General features: G+C 55.2%; 14 protein-coding genes and 1 pseudogene. 6 read left to right on the top strand and 9 right to left on the bottom strand.

What is annotated here, in order from left to right:
* Nucleotides 1-115: 115 nt before the first annotated feature.
* Genes UF64_RS09560 through UF64_RS09550 form a run of 3 tightly spaced genes read left to right on the top strand, consistent with a single transcriptional unit; the run spans nucleotide 116 to nucleotide 2,910 of the window.
* Nucleotides 116-1,255 (top strand): zinc ABC transporter substrate-binding protein, encoded by a 1,140-nt coding sequence (locus tag UF64_RS09560; RefSeq protein WP_044828389.1) that lies wholly within the window; start codon nucleotides 116-118, stop codon nucleotides 1,253-1,255.
* On the top strand, nucleotides 1,215-1,910 hold the full coding sequence (locus UF64_RS09555) for a DUF1007 family protein (protein ID WP_044828388.1): 696 nt from the start codon (nucleotides 1,215-1,217) through the stop codon (nucleotides 1,908-1,910). The genes UF64_RS09560 and UF64_RS09555 overlap by 41 nt, the downstream gene beginning before the upstream one ends.
* On the top strand, nucleotides 1,879-2,910 hold the full coding sequence (locus tag UF64_RS09550) for a nickel/cobalt transporter (RefSeq protein ID WP_044828387.1): 1,032 nt from the start codon (nucleotides 1,879-1,881) through the stop codon (nucleotides 2,908-2,910). The genes UF64_RS09555 and UF64_RS09550 overlap by 32 nt, the downstream gene beginning before the upstream one ends.
* On the opposite strand, the gene UF64_RS09545 is transcribed toward UF64_RS09550, so the two are convergent.
* From UF64_RS09545 to UF64_RS20890, 3 genes and pseudogenes are all read right to left on the bottom strand, one after another.
* The gene (locus tag UF64_RS09545; protein ID WP_235285020.1) at nucleotides 2,911-3,810 is read right to left on the bottom strand and encodes a LysR family transcriptional regulator; all 900 of its coding nucleotides are present in this window, start codon (nucleotides 3,808-3,810) and stop codon (nucleotides 2,911-2,913) included.
* Nucleotides 3,811-4,421: 611 nt separating this feature from the next.
* Nucleotides 4,422-5,093 (bottom strand): LysR family transcriptional regulator, encoded by a 672-nt coding sequence (locus UF64_RS09540; protein WP_235285054.1) that lies wholly within the window; start codon nucleotides 5,091-5,093, stop codon nucleotides 4,422-4,424.
* A gap of 24 nt (nucleotides 5,094-5,117) precedes the next feature.
* Nucleotides 5,118-5,291 (bottom strand): annotated as a pseudogene (locus tag UF64_RS20890) (LysR family transcriptional regulator); the annotation flags it as partial.
* 148 nt (nucleotides 5,292-5,439) lie between these two features.
* Between UF64_RS20890 and UF64_RS09535 the strand changes: the two are divergent.
* The gene (locus UF64_RS09535) at nucleotides 5,440-5,673 is read left to right on the top strand and encodes a hypothetical protein (protein ID WP_152630653.1); all 234 of its coding nucleotides are present in this window, start codon (nucleotides 5,440-5,442) and stop codon (nucleotides 5,671-5,673) included.
* Between the two features lie 112 nt (nucleotides 5,674-5,785).
* Here UF64_RS09535 and UF64_RS09530 read toward each other — a convergent pair whose 3' ends face one another.
* From UF64_RS09530 to zwf, 5 genes are all read right to left on the bottom strand, one after another.
* A complete protein-coding gene (locus UF64_RS09530; protein ID WP_044828384.1) occupies nucleotides 5,786-6,427 on the bottom strand; it encodes a bifunctional 4-hydroxy-2-oxoglutarate aldolase/2-dehydro-3-deoxy-phosphogluconate aldolase in 642 nt (213 codons plus the stop codon).
* Between the two features lie 21 nt (nucleotides 6,428-6,448).
* A complete protein-coding gene (glk, locus tag UF64_RS09525; protein ID WP_044828383.1) occupies nucleotides 6,449-7,387 on the bottom strand; it encodes a glucokinase in 939 nt (312 codons plus the stop codon).
* Complete coding sequence (edd, locus tag UF64_RS09520; protein WP_044828382.1) at nucleotides 7,387-9,219, bottom strand: phosphogluconate dehydratase; 1,833 nt, start codon at nucleotides 9,217-9,219, stop codon at nucleotides 7,387-7,389. Before edd ends, glk begins: the two co-directional genes overlap by 1 nt.
* A 5-nt stretch (nucleotides 9,220-9,224) precedes the next feature.
* Entirely contained in the window at nucleotides 9,225-9,944 is a 720-nt protein-coding gene (pgl, locus tag UF64_RS09515; RefSeq protein ID WP_052657542.1) for a 6-phosphogluconolactonase, read from the bottom strand.
* A gap of 85 nt (nucleotides 9,945-10,029) precedes the next feature.
* Nucleotides 10,030-11,523: a glucose-6-phosphate dehydrogenase gene (gene zwf, locus UF64_RS09510; protein ID WP_044828381.1), complete on the bottom strand. Its 1,494-nt coding sequence runs from the start codon at nucleotides 11,521-11,523 to the stop codon at nucleotides 10,030-10,032.
* Between the two features lie 799 nt (nucleotides 11,524-12,322).
* Here zwf and UF64_RS21060 point away from each other — a divergent pair.
* Nucleotides 12,323-12,454: a hypothetical protein gene (locus UF64_RS21060; RefSeq protein WP_255353093.1), complete on the top strand. Its 132-nt coding sequence runs from the start codon at nucleotides 12,323-12,325 to the stop codon at nucleotides 12,452-12,454.
* A 701-nt stretch (nucleotides 12,455-13,155) separates the two neighbouring features.
* Nucleotides 13,156-14,445, top strand: coding sequence for a polyhydroxyalkanoate depolymerase (locus tag UF64_RS09500; protein ID WP_044828379.1), 1,290 nt, complete (start codon nucleotides 13,156-13,158; stop codon nucleotides 14,443-14,445).
* Between the two features lie 70 nt (nucleotides 14,446-14,515).
* Here the strand turns inward: UF64_RS09500 and UF64_RS09495 are convergent, their stop codons facing one another.
* The gene (locus UF64_RS09495) at nucleotides 14,516-14,905 is read right to left on the bottom strand and encodes a hypothetical protein (protein WP_044828378.1); all 390 of its coding nucleotides are present in this window, start codon (nucleotides 14,903-14,905) and stop codon (nucleotides 14,516-14,518) included.
* Nucleotides 14,906-14,937 lie beyond the last annotated feature (32 nt).

The following is a 14,937-nucleotide window of genomic DNA, read 5'->3' as shown; positions in this document are numbered from 1 at the left end:
GCTACCGATTCATTCGGCAAAATCGACCTAGGCCATTTTATTCTTGACCATCTGTTATGTTATATCATAACAAATGGGATTAGATACCAAACCCACTCCAGACCGGATCATCCATATGCCCTCCTTGCGCCAATCCCTTCGCCGTTTTCTTCTTGCGGCACCACTGTTTGTTGCCGCCCCTTTGACTGCAGCTGCCCATGGTGACGATGCCCCGAAAGTTGTGACGTCGATCAAGCCGATCCACGGGATCACCAGTGCCATCATGAAGGATATCGGCGAGCCGGTTCTGTTGATTGATGGCGCTTCATCGCCGCATACCTATTCGCTCCGCCCCAGCGAAGCGCGTGCGCTGAATGAAGCCGATCTGGTGATTTATGTTTCGCATGCACTGGAAGGCTTCCTGGAAAAGCCGCTGGAAAGCCTGTCGGGCCATAGCCATCAGCTTGAGCTGGTTTCGCTGTCACAGCTGTCGCTGCGCAACATGCGCGAAGGCGGCACTTGGGAAGCTCACATGCATGATCATGAGGGCGAAGCGCATGAAGGTCACGACGACCATGATGACCATGATGACCATGAAGATCACGACGAACACGCCCATGATGATGACCATGATCACGATCATGACGCCGAACATGATCACGAAGAACATGACGATCATGATAATGACCACGCGGCAGAACATGATGCACATGACGACCACCATGACGAAGCCCATCACCACGAAGATCATGACGGTGTAGACCCGCATATCTGGATGGATCCGGCCAATGGCGCGCCGATTGCGATTGCCATTGCAGATGAACTGGCCGAAATTGACCCGGAACATGCCGACGACTATCACGCGAATTTGCAGACACTGCTTGCAAGCCTTACCAACCTTGGTAATGATCTTCGGGCAAAAGTTGCACCGATCCAGGACCAACCCTATGTCGTGTTCCATGATGCCTATCAGTATCTCGAAACCGGCCTTGGCCTGAATGCGGTCGGATCGATTACTGTGTCGCCTGATCAGAAGCCCGGAGCCAAACGCCTTCATGAAATCGAAGACAAAATCCACGATACCGGCGCTGTCTGCATTTTTGCAGAACCGCAATTCCGCCCGGCAATCGTTCAGGCCGTGGTCTCGGACACGGGCATTCGCACCGGCACGCTTGACCCGCTGGGCTCTGACATTGCTGCCGGCCCCGATGCCTATCAGGAAATTCTGGCACAGAATGTTGACGCCCTTGTCGCGTGCCTTGGCAACGGTTCGTAAGCCCGTCACCACAATTCTGGTTGCCGGCATCTCGATGCTGGCAACCGTGCCTTCGGCATTTGCGCATCCACATGTCTGGATCGACGCGAATGCCGAATTTGTTTTTGAGAACGACAAGATTACGGCGGTTCATGTCCGCTGGTTGTTTGACGACCTGTTTAGCATGACCATGATCGACGAGTTTGATCAGAACCACGACACAAGGTTCTTTGGCGATGAGAACACGGCCGTGCATGACAATGCATTTGCTGCCCTAGCGGAGTTTTCCTGGCTGACGCATCTGCGCCGCAACGAAGAACTGGTTTCCTTTGCCGGTGCGACCGATTTCGTTGCCGATATCACCGATGACCGCCGGGTAAGCTATGACTTCAAGCTGATGCTCGAAACACCGCTCGATCCGATTACGGATGCCATCAGCCTGTCGGTCTATGATGCTGAATACTACATCGATGTTGCCTACACGCAGGTCGATCCCGTCCTGTTTGCCGGGGCAAAGAACCTGTCCTGCCATTTCGAGATGAGCGAAGATGAAAAGAACCGCATCTATTTTGACCTTGTCGCTCCGGTCCGTGCCGATGTTATTTGCGCGGCCAAGGTGGCAGATAACAGCAGTTCTCGCGGCCTTGCTCCTGGCGATTTCGTTCTCGTCGAGTAATCCGGCAGCAGCACAATCCTCAAACCTTCTGGGGCGCGGGGCAGCAGACAGTTCCGAAAGCGCACCTGCGCCCGCCCCGGAAGCCAATGGCGATGAAGACAGCCTGATTGCCATGCCCGACTGGCTTTCCGATCTTATCGGCCAGACCGTCATCATTCAGACCAAGCTTAACCGTGAAATCACAGCCACTCTGCGTGAAGCCAAGCACGGCGACAGCTTTTGGCCGGGACTTGTGATTATTGCGCTGTCCTTTGGTTATGGCGTTTTCCACGCGGCCGGTCCCGGTCATGGCAAGATGATCACCACCACCTATTTCCTGTCACGCGATGCCGGGTGGAAACAGGGTGTGGCGATGGGAAGCCTGATTGCCACTGTTCAAGCCGTATCCGCCATCATCATGGTCGGCGGTCTGACCCTGATCCTTAATCTTGGCCCGGCGGCTGTGACCAAGAACGGCCTGATCATGGAGGCGGTATCATATGCCCTGATTGCGGTGCTGGGTGCTGTCATGGCGCTTCGTATCCTGCAGGGCCGGGATGACTGTTGTGATCACCATGGGCCGGGTGCGCATTACCATCATCACCACGAACACGTCCATGCGCATGGACATGACCATGATCATCATGACGGGCATCATCACGACCACCATGATCATGCCCCTGCCGTTCAATCGAACTGGCAGATGATCTCGACCGGTATTGTTGCTGGTTTGCGACCCTGTACTGGATCGATCCTGGTGCTGCTGTTTACGTTGGCCAATGGCATGTTCCTGATCGGGATCGGGGCTGCCTTTGCCATGGCACTGGGTGTGGCGATTACCATCAGCCTGATCGGGCTGGCCGCGATTGGTATTCGTACCGGCACGCAGCATCTGTTCAGCCTGTCTGAAACATCATCGGGTATCATTCGCCGCGCGGTCGGTTTTACCGGGGCTGCGATCATTACGCTGTTTGGTGTGATGCTGTTGCTAGCATCTGCCCGACAACTAGGCTGGCTATAATCAGGATTTATAGGCCGCCGGAATGCTGTCTGTTGCCTTGATCAAGGCATCCATCACCATCCGCACCCCGGGCGAGCGCCGCATATCCGGATGGACCACAAGCCACACGGGCTTGCTGAGTTCGGCCAGGCTATCATCGGCAACCACTTCCAACCGGTCATCCTCATCGGCCATATAACGCGGCAGCAAACCCAGTCCGTGGCCTGCGGCAACAAAGGCCTGAACGGTCTGGGTGTCGTCAGCTTTTACCCGCATGGGCAGTTTCTGTTCGAGCGTATCCCAAACCCAACCTTGCTGATAGTCGCCAAAGGTGTTTCGACCATCAGCGCAGAACTCCCAGTTTTCCTTTGGGACGCGCGCGGTGTAACCCTTTGCGGCATAAACTGCATAGCGCAAGTCAATCAGCTTCCTGACGATCAAACCGCTCTGATCAGGACGCACCATGCGCACAGCTACATCCGCCTCACGCCGCGCCAGATTGGCGACAACGCTTGATCCCAGAATTTCATATTCAAGGTTCTTCTGATCACGCAGCAACTCTGCCAGACGCGGGGCAAACAGCAACCTCCCAGCAGCAGGCGGGACCGCGATCTTGACGACCCCATGAGCGGTCTCATCCCCACGCGCCTGCCGTTCGAACACCAGAACATCTTCTTCGATCCGCAAGGCGACGGGCATAAGGTTTTCGCCAGCATCTGTAAGTTTCCAGCCCGTGGCCAGACGATCAAACAGATGTGCGCCAAGATCTGCTTCAAGTGCCTCGATCCGGCGCGAAACCGTTGTGTGATCCTTGCCAAGGCATCTTGCCGCGCCAGACAAGGTTCCCTCCTTTGCCCCGGCAACAAAGAAACGCAGATCATTCCAGTTCATCAATCCGATCCCGGCACGGTTTGCACACATTCGACCACCTGCGTAACGCCGAAAACAATGTTCGACCATTGCGCAAATCTGCACAACTGTAGCGCAGATTATCGGAATTAATTTGTATTTTTGCGCATGCCAACCTTGTCGACATCACAGAGCCCACACGAACAAGGAGCATCAAAATGGCTGTATCTAACCATCTCGAATGTCATCCCGTCGTTGGTTGCCTTTCGAACAAGTCATCGTCGGAGATGTTGGTACGAAGCCCACACTCCCCTGTCTCGCGCCACCATACCACAGTAGACGTCCGTGCGATCATCCCGACGATCTTCAATGCGTTAATTGCCGCATACAAGCGTTATCAAGGACGAGTTGCCCTACATAGGCTTAACGAACATCAACTACGCGACATCGGCCTTGAACGCACACGCGACGGATATGCAACGCGTGACTGGTATTGAGTTTTCCTCGACACCGTTGCCCCGAACATCAAAGCGGCCCGGTCCTGAACAGAGCCGTTGGCAATCGACACGCTTTGATGCCACCAGCTTGGTAATATGACTATTGCCAAGCTGGTAAATTCCTCCCTTAAGGCAGACAAAGGCCCCTGCAGTGCAGGGGCCTTTTGTTCATTTTGGGACACTGGATCAGACTTGATATTCCTCGGCGATGTTATCGGCGGCCTTGACCAGTGCATCCATCACAAGGCGGACACCGGGCGAGCGGCGCATATCGGGATGGACAACCATCCAGACACTTTCGCGGCTGCGGCCATCGATATCGGCGTGGATCAGCTCAAGTTCCTCGTCCTGATCGCCGAAATAGCGCGGCAAAACACCAACTCCGTGACCAGCGGCAATGAACTGACGGACAGTTTCGGTATCATCGGCGCGGAAGCGGCAGGGCAATTCGCGATCAAGCACTGTTCGCACCCATTCTCGCTTTGACGCGCCATAGGTGGTGTCTTCATAACCGCAGAATTCCCAATACATTTCAGGCACGCGTTCCTGATAGCCGACCGCGCCATAAAGCCCGACGCCAAGTTCGACCAGTTTGCGGGTAATCAGGCCGGGTTCACGCGGGGTAATCATGCGCACGGCAATATCGGCTTCGCGGCGGGCCAGGTTGACGACATTGGCAGCGCCGACGATTTCAAATTCCAGCCCCTGATGGGCCTTCAGCAGACGGGCAAGACGCGGCGCGAACAAGACTCGCCCCGCCACAGGGGGAACGGAAATACGCACGACCCCGTGGGCGGCTTCATCACCCTTTGCCTGTCGCTCGAATGTCAGGGCTTCTTCTTCGACTCGTTCGGCCACAGGAACAAGATTTCGACCCGCTGATGTCAGCTGCCAGCCCCGTGGTAACCGGTCAAAAAGTTTGGTTCCAAGATCACTCTCGAGAGCCTCAATCCTTCTTGCAACGGTGGTATGCTCTTTACGCAGACGTCGCGCGGCTCCAGACAGGCTATTTTCTTCCGCAAGAACAAGGAAGTAGCGCAAATCGTTCCAATTCATATGCGTTATTTCATCCTTTGGAATCAGTCAAAATCACCGTGCATTTTTGCACAGATACTATGCAAAACAAAGTGGTTCCCGTTTTATTTCGCATATGACATTTTCCGCCCATCGAAAGGTAATCAACCGTAGATCAAAGGAGGCCATTATGGCACACACGGTTTCCGCTGCACCGCAGTTCAACATCGCGACCGACCCGTTCACCAAACGCATGCCGTTCGGTTCGCTTCTTGGCCAGATCGCAAGCAAGATCGGCCCGTCACGTGCCCATAAGGCCGCGAGCTACGGTTGGGATTCGCTTAGCCACGCAGAACTTGCCGACCTCGGTCTGCAGCGCAAGTTCAACGGTTCGACCTGGTATGTCGACCGTATCAAGGACTAAGCACTGAACCGGCCGCGACGCCGATACAGTCGCATGGACTACCCTGATGAAAAAGGGACCCTTTCGAGTCCCTTTTTTGTGTCTGGGCTTTGGGCGTGTGATCGGGAAGTGATCAGGAACGCAGCGCCTTGACCTTGTCGGTCGCTTCCTGTGCAAGCTTTGTGATCGTAGCCCAGTCACCGGCCTTAACCGCATCCTTGGGTGCTACCCAGGAGCCGCCCACGGTGATGATGTTTGGCAGGGCCAGATAGTCGGCAAGGTTAGACAGCGAAACACCGCCGGTCGGGCAGAACGATACCTGCGGCAGCGGGCCGGAAATGGCTTTGAGCATCGAAACCCCGCCCTGCTGTTCAGCCGGGAAGAATTTCAGGATGTCATAGCCATGATCAATCAGGTTCATGATTTCTGACGGCGTACCTGCCCCCGGAAGCAGCGGACATCCGGTATCCTTGGCTGCTTTCAGCAGGCCTTCGGTATGGCCCGGCGACACGGCAAATGCACAACCGATTTCGGCCATGCGTTCCATCTGCTTGGCATTGACGACCGTTCCGGCGCCGGTAATGGCATCGGGCACTTCGGCGATGATGCGTTTGATGCTTTCTTCAGCTGCGGCAGAGCGCAGGGTGATTTCAAGCACCGGCAGGCCACCGGCAACCAGCGCCTTGGCAAGCGGGACGGCATCGTTGACGTCTTCGATCACCAGAACCGGAACAACCGGTGCCTTGGACAGAATTTCACGCGATGAAAGGCTCATTAACTTTCCTCCAGGTTTCGATTACGCCGTCAAAATCTTGGCGCAACCGATCAGGGCCGGGTATTTCGCCGTCATCAGGCGTACCGGCACATCATTCATCAAATCACGGAACCGCCCCTTGGCGATCATGCGCTCCTTAAGTGCGCTTTTCTTCATGTAATCGGTAATGCGTGGACCAATCCCGCCGCCAATAAACACCCCGTCAAAGGCACCAAGCGTCAGCACCAGATCCCCGGCAACACCGCCAAGGAACATGCAGAACCGATCAAGCACCTTGCAACAGAGCGGATCGTTGGCGACAAGTGCCCCTTCAACCACCTCGGCCGCGGATTTGGGCGAGACATCAAACCCGTCAATCGCGGCAAGCGCACGATACAGGTTTTCAATTCCCATGCCCGACAGCACGCGTTCGGCCGACACCCGGTCCAGCTCACCTGACAGGAACTTGACGATCTCGTAATCGAGATCATCGACAGCGGGCAATGAGACATGCCCGCCTTCGCCCTGGATCGGCAGCCACTTGCCTTCGTGCGGCAAAAGCCCGGAAACGCCAAGCCCCGTGCCCGCCCCGACCACAGCCAATGGCAAACCCGGACGGCCCGGACCATCAAACAACGTGATCAGGTCTTCTTCGCCAAGATAGGGCACGGACATGGCAAGGCCGGTGAAGTCATTGACCACCACAAGCCGATCGAGATTGAATTCGGCCTTAAGGGCGTCTTTGGAAAACACCCACGGATTATTGGTGAACGTGACCGTATCGGCCATGGCAGGACATGCCACGGCAACGGCAAATTCACGCAAATCCGTGCAGTCGGTTTTCGCCATGAAATCGCGCATGGCATCGCCGATGGTGGCATAGTCACGCACCGGCAATGTCATGGGTGTATAGGGATCGCCAGCCTCATCCAGCCAGGCAAAGCGGGCATTGGTCCCGCCAATATCACCAACCAGCTGCATTACGCGACTTCAGCCTCCCCCGGGAAGGCAGCAGAAGCACCAAGCTCAGCCAGACCAACATGTTCGCGGAAGACACCAAACATCTCGCGGCCAAAGCCATCCTGATGTTCGGCCTTGTTATCAAAGCTCGCAAACTCGCGCTTGGCCAGTTCGGCCTCGGTAACGTTCAACAACAGCTCACCAGTTTCGGCATCCAGACGAATGATATCACCATCCTGCACTTTGGCGATCGGGCCGTTCATCATGCCTTCGGGTGTGACGTGAATGGCGGCCGGGACCTTGCCCGATGCACCCGACATACGGCCATCCGTGACAAGGGCAACCTTGTAGCCAAGATCCTGCAAAACACCCAGCGGCGGGGTCAGTTTGTGCAGTTCCGGCATGCCGTTGGCTTTCGGGCCTTGGAAGCGGACAACGCAGACGACGTCACGATGCAGTTTGCCTTCCTTGAAGGCCTGCATCATTTCTTCCTGGGAAGTAAACACTGCCGCTGGGGCTTCGATCACGCGGTTTTCCGGCTTCACAGCGGAAACCTTGATCACGGAGCGGCCAAGGTTGCCCGAAAGCATGCGAAGGCCGCCATCGGCACTGAATGCCTTTTCGGTCGGACGCAGGATTTCCTCGTCATGGCTGTTTTCCGGCGCGTCACGCCACGCCAGTTTGCCTTCATTGAGGTACGGCTCGGTGCCATAGGCCGCCATGCCACCGGTATGAATCGTTTCAAGATCCGGGTGCAAAATACCGTTCTTGAGCAGATCGGAAATCACAAAGCCCATGCCGCCTGCAGCATGGAAGTGGTTCACATCGGCCTGCCCGTTCGGATAAACGCGGCACAGAAGCGGTACGAGACGCGAGAGTTCATCGAAGTCATCCCAGCGAAGCTCGATCCCGGCCGCACGTGCCATGGCTGGCAAATGCAGGGTGTGGTTGGTTGAGCCACCGGTTGCGAGCAAGCCAACAATGCCGTTCACAAACGCCTTTTCATCAAGGATCTTGCCGATCGGGCGATAGTCATTGCCAAGCTTGGTGATCTGCATGGCGCGACGTGCAGCTTCTTCGGTCAGGGCATCACGCAGATCGGTGTTCGGGTTAACGAACGCCGCCCCCGGAAGATGCAAGCCCATGACTTCCATCAGCATCTGGTTTGAGTTCGCAGTCCCATAGAAGGTGCAGGTACCCGGGCTGTGATAAGACGCGGTTTCGGCTTCGAGCAGTTCCTTACGGCCAACCTTGCCTTGGGCATAAAGCTGACGAATGCGGGCCTTTTCATTGTTCGGAAGTCCCGATGGCATCGGACCGGCCGGAACAAACACCGCCGGGATATGACCATAGGAAAGCGCCCCCATGACAAGGCCCGGAACGATTTTATCGCAAACGCCAAGATAAAGCGCGGCATCGAACACATCATGCGATAGCGATACGGCTGTGGACATGGCAATCACATCGCGCGAAAACAGCGACAGTTCCATGCCCGGACGGCCTTGCGTCACACCATCACACATGGCGGGAACACCACCGGCAACCTGTGCGGTGCCGCCGGCTTCAAACACGGCCTTTTTGATGCGGTCGGGATAAACGCCCAGCGGCTGATGGGCCGAAAGCATATCGTTATAGGACGTCACAATACCGAGGTTCGCACCATCTTCGCCGTTAATGCGCGCCTTTTCCGCCGCACCACAGCCCGCCGATGCATGGGCAAGGTTGCCACATGACAGGGCAGAGCGGTGCGGGCGGTCAGATGCCGCTGCCTCGATCTTGGCAAGATATGCTTCGCGGGTTGGTTTGGAACGCTCGATAATGCGTTTTGTAATCTGTTCTATTTCACGTTTCATGGGGTTCAGCCTTTCGGGTTCTCGGCGCTCCACCACAGATCGACGGGGACATCGTTCTGTTGCAAGATTGCGCGAACCGGCATCTCTTCGATTTCCGTGCCGTTTTTCGCGGTTTCATAGGTCGACCATTTGGACTGTCCGGTAATATGAATTGCAATGTACCGGGCATTAAGGATGGCGGGCAAAGTCATGCTGATGCGCGGGACCGGGGATACGGTCGGGCGGTCAGCGGCGACCAGTTCGCCATGCTTGGGATAAAGCCCCTTATCAAGGGCTTCGGGGGTTGAGGACGGGAAAAGCGATGCGGTATGGCCGTCATCCCCCATCCCCAGAAATACGATATCAAGCGGCCAGTGCATTTCCGTGCGCAGACGTGCGCTTACGGTTTCGACCGCGTCTTCCGGGCTGGTATCCGATGTTTTCAGCGAGACAAAGCGGGCATTCTGCGCTTCGTTGATAAACAGGTTATCGCGCACAAGCTTCTCATTGGACTGATCATCATCAAGCCCGACCCAGCGATCATCGCCCAGGGTGACAATCACTTTTGACCAGTCAAGACGGGCCCGGGAAAGGGTTTGAAACAGCGGCTTGGGAAAGCGCCCGCCGGCAACAGCCATGCTGGCATGTCCGCGGGTTGCGATGGCAAATTCCAGCCGATCAACGGTTTCCTTGACCATTGCCGCAAGCATTTCATCGCCGCTTTTAAATGTGCGTTCGTTTGTCATGTCTTCTTCCCGAAATTGGGGTCATCGCGTCGTTGTGCAAGTCCGATGCCCGGTCCTAACGACCAAGCATCGGGAATGCGCAATTCTAGAACCCGGCTTCTTCGTTCCAGGTCCGACCATCGCGTTCGATCAATGCAATGGCAGCAGACGGGCCCCACGTTCCGGCGGTGTATCCCTTGGGCGTGACATGATTGTTCTGCCACGCTTCCTGAATGGCATCGACCCACTGCCAGGCAATATCCTGTTCATCGCGACGGACAAACAGCGTGTTGTTGCCATCAATCGCATCAAGCAACAGACGCTCATAGGCATCCGGGCTGCGGCCACCAAAGGCCTCGGCAAAGGACAGGTTGAGTGCCGTCGGGCGCAAACGCACAAGCCCCGGTCCCGGGTTCTTGTTATTGAGCACAAGATGGATACCGTCATCAGGCTGCAGGCGCAGGACCAGCTTGTTGGCCTGATAGTTGGTCATGGATTTTGCAAGCGGGAAAATCTGGTGCGGGACGTCACGGAACTGGATGACGATTTCCGAATGACGCTTGGGCAAACGTTTGCCCGTGCGCAAATAGAACGGAACGCCCGACCAGCGCCAGTTATCAAGTTCTGCGCGGATCGCGACAAAGGTTTCCGTGGTGCTGTCGGTATTGGCACCTTCTTCCTCAAGATAGCCCGGCACTTCCTTGCCACCCACAGCGCCCTTGCGGTACTGTCCACGGACGGTGGAGCTATCGATATTGGAATCGTTGATCGGTTGAAGGGCCTTGAGCACCTTGACCTTTTCATCACGAACGGCGTCCTGATCAAGGACATAGGGCGGTTCCATCGCAACAAGGCAGAGAAGTTGCAGCATATGGTTTTGCACCATATCGCGCATGGCACCTGCATCGTCGTAATAGGACCAGCGGCCCTCAACCCCGACTTCCTCTCCGACCGTGATCTGTACATGATCGATATGCGCACTGTTCCAGAGCGGTTCGAACATCGCATTGGCAAAGCGCAGGATCATCAGGTTCTGCACCGTTTCCTTGCCAAGATAGTGGTCGATACGGAAAATCTGACGTTCTTCGAACACTTCCCCGATCTGGCCGTTGATTTCACGACAGCTTTCAAGATCGTGGCCCAGCGGCTTTTCAAGCACGACGCGGGAGTTTGGCGTCACCAGACCGGCCTTTTTAAGGTTAAAGGCCATGTCGGCAAACAGTGACGGACTGGTCGAGAAATAATAGACACGGTCACGATCTGGCTGATCGGACAGCTTTTCATGCAGAACCTTGAAGCCGCTTTCATCGCCGGCAGAAACCTGTACATAGGCGATGCGGCTGGCAAATTTCGCCCAGATTTCTTTGTCAAACTCGCCTTCGGGAATGAATTTCTTCCCGGCTTCGAGCAGTTTGGCCCGGAAATCTTCGTCGCTATGTTCGCTGCGCGATGCGCCAAAGATACGGGTTTCATCATCGAAACGCCCGGTGCGTTCCATTTCATACAGAGCGGGAAAAAGTTTGCGTAACGCCAGATCTCCGGTCCCACCGAAAATCACGATATCCGCGATACGATGCTTAAGCCTTTGCCTTTGTTTCATTATGCCCTTAGCCTTCCAACGTTTCCTTCCCGTCGCCAAGGTGGGACCCCGGATCTTGCGATCCTGGCAGACAATCGGGGCACGGCCGATGCCGTGATGCAGAACCGGATTTTCCGACCCTGCCTGCTTTTTGTCACCTCACAGGAATATGACACCCTGACTGTGACCGAATTCTGTCATCAGATGACTGACGACCGGAACCCTGATGTCCGGCCCTGCTGTGTCCTGAGCAGCATGGCTAATTTATCAGGTTCCTAACGCGCACTGTTACACGATCCATGGGGGCAAGACCACTGCGATCACGCGCGATAGAAGACGTTTTACCGAAATCCGGTTTAACCGTAACAGTTTGTTGCAAAACCGATGCAATTACAGCCGGATTTCCTGCATTTTAGGACAGTTGAAACATCGTGCAACAATTTGATTCCAGCGACGCGACGGCGCCCTTAACCAAAACAGTTTGCACCTTTGTCAAGGCACGCCGGGTTTGTTGCAAAAATTGAGCTGATTTGGGCGTCACACATGATGTTCATATGACGTCATCTGATCAGAACATTGAGAACATCGAAACAAGACTCGCAGAGAATCGCAGTTTTCCGAGAGTTTTGGAGCCCATCGCCCCACCGAAACTCCGTTCTCATTGCTGTTCCCACTCAAAAATGAGAACATTTGTGAACATTATTTACTTCAATTAAATCAATCGATTAAATACATTCCACCTCGTTTGTTCCAACTTTGTTCTTGATGGAACAAAATCAGAACAGTATGGTTTCTTCAGACAGATTGAGGAGGACAGACCATGTTGAAACTGATTGATAACCCGACCCGTTTGAACGAGCTTTGCAGCACGGTCGCCGTTGTCGGCAGCACAGGATTTTTCCTGTTTGTCATCGGACTTGGCATGGCCCAAACCCTTCGCGGTCTGATCTGAGAATTCCCAACACACGTTATCTGTGTTTCCGAGGCCCGGACCATTAGCCACCAAGCTTTTGTCCATCACGGGCGTCTGACCGGCAGGCAACCCCGCACCCAAACCCTGTCCCGCCTGTCGGTCAGACCTTCCCTAAGCCCGGTCTTCCCCAAATGGCCTTGGCAACCGCAATAATGATTCCCGCATACTCCGCATACTGGCGCCGCTATTTCCCCGATAGCGGTGCTTTTTTTGTTTTGGGCGAACCGGGCAGCGGAACCTGCCATCTGACAAATGCGAGTCTTCTTCACATTTGGCTCATACATTCCTGCGCAGGATATTGTCCGAGCCTGAGAAAAACATTTGTTGCATCGCAACAACTTGCGCTGCATTGCAAAATTTCACTCGACAAATCGGGGAAATTTCGTTTGAATCAGGGTGAAAAACGACAATTTGGACGTTCATCATACTTAATGGCTATTGCATGTAGGCCGAACTCACGTAGGCTTCGAGGCAATTACTGGATTTCTGCATGCTGGTAACCAGCCCCTTTTGCTGCGCATCAGATCGGCCCACGCCATTTGGCGGTTCTGACCAGAATCCTTAAAAAAATGCCAAGTCGCGCCTGCAGACGAACTGCGCGCGAACACAAACAGGATGAAAGCCGTAAACCAGGTCGGTGACCACTGAAGCGTTTGTCGGTCACCCGGGAGTGAGAGTAAATGCTGTATCACCTTTATGAATTGCAGCACGCCACGATAAGCCCGCTTCGCATGGCAGCTGATGCCAGCAAGAAGTGGCTGCGCAATCCGGCCAACCCGATGTCCTATACCCATCAGGGTCGGGCAGCCGCCGCAGCATGTGACGTGTTCACCCATATTACCCATCGTTACGGCAAACCGGAATTCGGTCTGGACACCACGGTGATTGACGGCGAAACCGTGCCGATCACCGAAGAAGTCGTTCACAGCGAAGCTTTTTGCAATCTGTTGCATTTCAAGCGCGAAACCGACCATCTGAAAACGCAGCCCGATGACCCGCGCCTGTTGATCGTGGCCCCGCTTTCCGGGCACTTTTCAACCCTTCTGCGCGGCACGGTCGAGGCCCTTTTGCCAGACCATGACGTCTATATCACCGACTGGATTGATGCCCGTCTGGTGCCGGTCCATCTCGGTCATTTCGATCTGGATACCTATATCGATTACATCATGCGCTTCCTGCGCAAGCTTGGCCCGAACACCCACATGATGGCGGTCTGCCAGCCCTCTGTGCCGGTGGTTGCGGCTGCATCGCTTATGGCAGCAGGCAATGAAGCCTGCCAGCCGGCATCGATGACGCTGATGGGCGGACCGATCGATACCCGAGAAAACCCGACCGAGGTCAACAAGTTCGCCAAGCAGCACAGCCTGGACTGGTTTGAACGCCATGTGATTTCGCATGTGCCGCTGCCCCATGCGGGCGTAATGCGCCGCGTATATCCGGGCTTCATGCAGCTTGCCGGCTTCATGAGCATGAACTGGGACCGTCACGTTTCAGCCCATCACGACATGTTCAACCACCTTGTCGAAGGTGATGGTGAAAGTGCTGAAGCAAAGCGTTCCTTCTATCAGGAATATCTCGCCGTGATGGATATGACGGCCGAGTTTTACCTGCAGACCCTGAAGGTCGTGTTCCACGAACACAGCCTGCCGGAAGGCACAATGCGCTGGCAGGGTGTACCGGTCGATCCGTCTGCCATCACCAAAACCGCCCTTCTGACGGTTGAAGGCGAGCGTGATGACATTACCGGCATGGGTCAAACCCGTGCGGCGCACAAGCTGACCACCAACCTGCCTGACAGCATGCGCATGCATCACGTCCAGCAGGGTGTTGGCCATTACGGCGTCTTTAACGGCCGTCGCTGGCGCGAACAGATCAGTCCGCGGATCAAGGAATTCATCCGCCGCCACGATCACGAGGGCAAAGGCGCACGAAGCGCCCCCAACGTTACCCATATCAACGCTGCCGAATAAGGCACGTAAGACTCAAAGCCAAAAGCCGCCCGCTGCAAAACGGGCGGCTTTTTTTATGTGCTGACGCGGGCTACTCGACTGTATATTCCGGCTGAACCCGACCATCATCGACCGATCCGCCATAGATCCCGTCACCGTAAGGATATTGTTCGACCGGGTTAAGAGTATCAACAAGATGGGTGAACACATCCGATGCGCTGGCCTTCCAGGCACTGATGGCACCGATGATCACCGGATTTACAACACCATCAAGCAGTGCAATTGCCGCATCAATATCGTCATTGGTCACCGCATTGTGATCATCACGCAATGGCAGATGCACGCCAATGACCTGATCGTCCTTGATCCCCATTAGTCCGATGCAGGATGTAAACTTTGTGAACATAATCTTATCGGCTTTTGCCCATTGCAGTTCTGCAACCGCCTGCGCGCTTTGGGCCTCGGTATAAGCAAACGCCATTTTCGAAATCCTTTGTACTTGTGAGAGAAATA

It is taken from the genome of Thalassospira sp. HJ (genome assembly GCF_000948415.1).
Classification (GTDB): domain Bacteria; phylum Pseudomonadota; class Alphaproteobacteria; order Rhodospirillales; family Thalassospiraceae; genus Thalassospira.
This window is presented reverse-complemented; position numbering and strand designations above follow the sequence as displayed.

What these genes read in the sequence shown, in the direction of transcription:
- zwf (WP_044828381.1), bottom strand. Translation starts at nt 11,523, where the DNA reads ATGAAACAAAGGCAAAGGCTTAAGCATCGTATCGCGGATATCGTGATT.
- UF64_RS09500 (WP_044828379.1), top strand. Translation starts at nt 13,156, where the DNA reads ATGCTGTATCACCTTTATGAATTGCAGCACGCCACGATAAGCCCGCTT.
- UF64_RS09495 (WP_044828378.1), bottom strand. Translation starts at nt 14,905, where the DNA reads ATGGCGTTTGCTTATACCGAGGCCCAAAGCGCGCAGGCGGTTGCAGAA.
- UF64_RS09560 (WP_044828389.1), top strand. Translation starts at nt 116, where the DNA reads ATGCCCTCCTTGCGCCAATCCCTTCGCCGTTTTCTTCTTGCGGCACCA.
- UF64_RS09545 (WP_235285020.1), bottom strand. Translation starts at nt 3,810, where the DNA reads ATGTGTGCAAACCGTGCCGGGATCGGATTGATGAACTGGAATGATCTG.
- edd (WP_044828382.1), bottom strand. Translation starts at nt 9,219, where the DNA reads ATGAAACGTGAAATAGAACAGATTACAAAACGCATTATCGAGCGTTCC.
- UF64_RS21060 (WP_255353093.1), top strand. Translation starts at nt 12,323, where the DNA reads ATGTTGAAACTGATTGATAACCCGACCCGTTTGAACGAGCTTTGCAGC.
- UF64_RS09555 (WP_044828388.1), top strand. Translation starts at nt 1,215, where the DNA reads ATGTTGACGCCCTTGTCGCGTGCCTTGGCAACGGTTCGTAAGCCCGTC.
- pgl (WP_052657542.1), bottom strand. Translation starts at nt 9,944, where the DNA reads ATGACAAACGAACGCACATTTAAAAGCGGCGATGAAATGCTTGCGGCA.
- UF64_RS09535 (WP_152630653.1), top strand. Translation starts at nt 5,440, where the DNA reads ATGGCACACACGGTTTCCGCTGCACCGCAGTTCAACATCGCGACCGAC.
- glk (WP_044828383.1), bottom strand. Translation starts at nt 7,387, where the DNA reads ATGCAGCTGGTTGGTGATATTGGCGGGACCAATGCCCGCTTTGCCTGG.
- UF64_RS09530 (WP_044828384.1), bottom strand. Translation starts at nt 6,427, where the DNA reads ATGAGCCTTTCATCGCGTGAAATTCTGTCCAAGGCACCGGTTGTTCCG.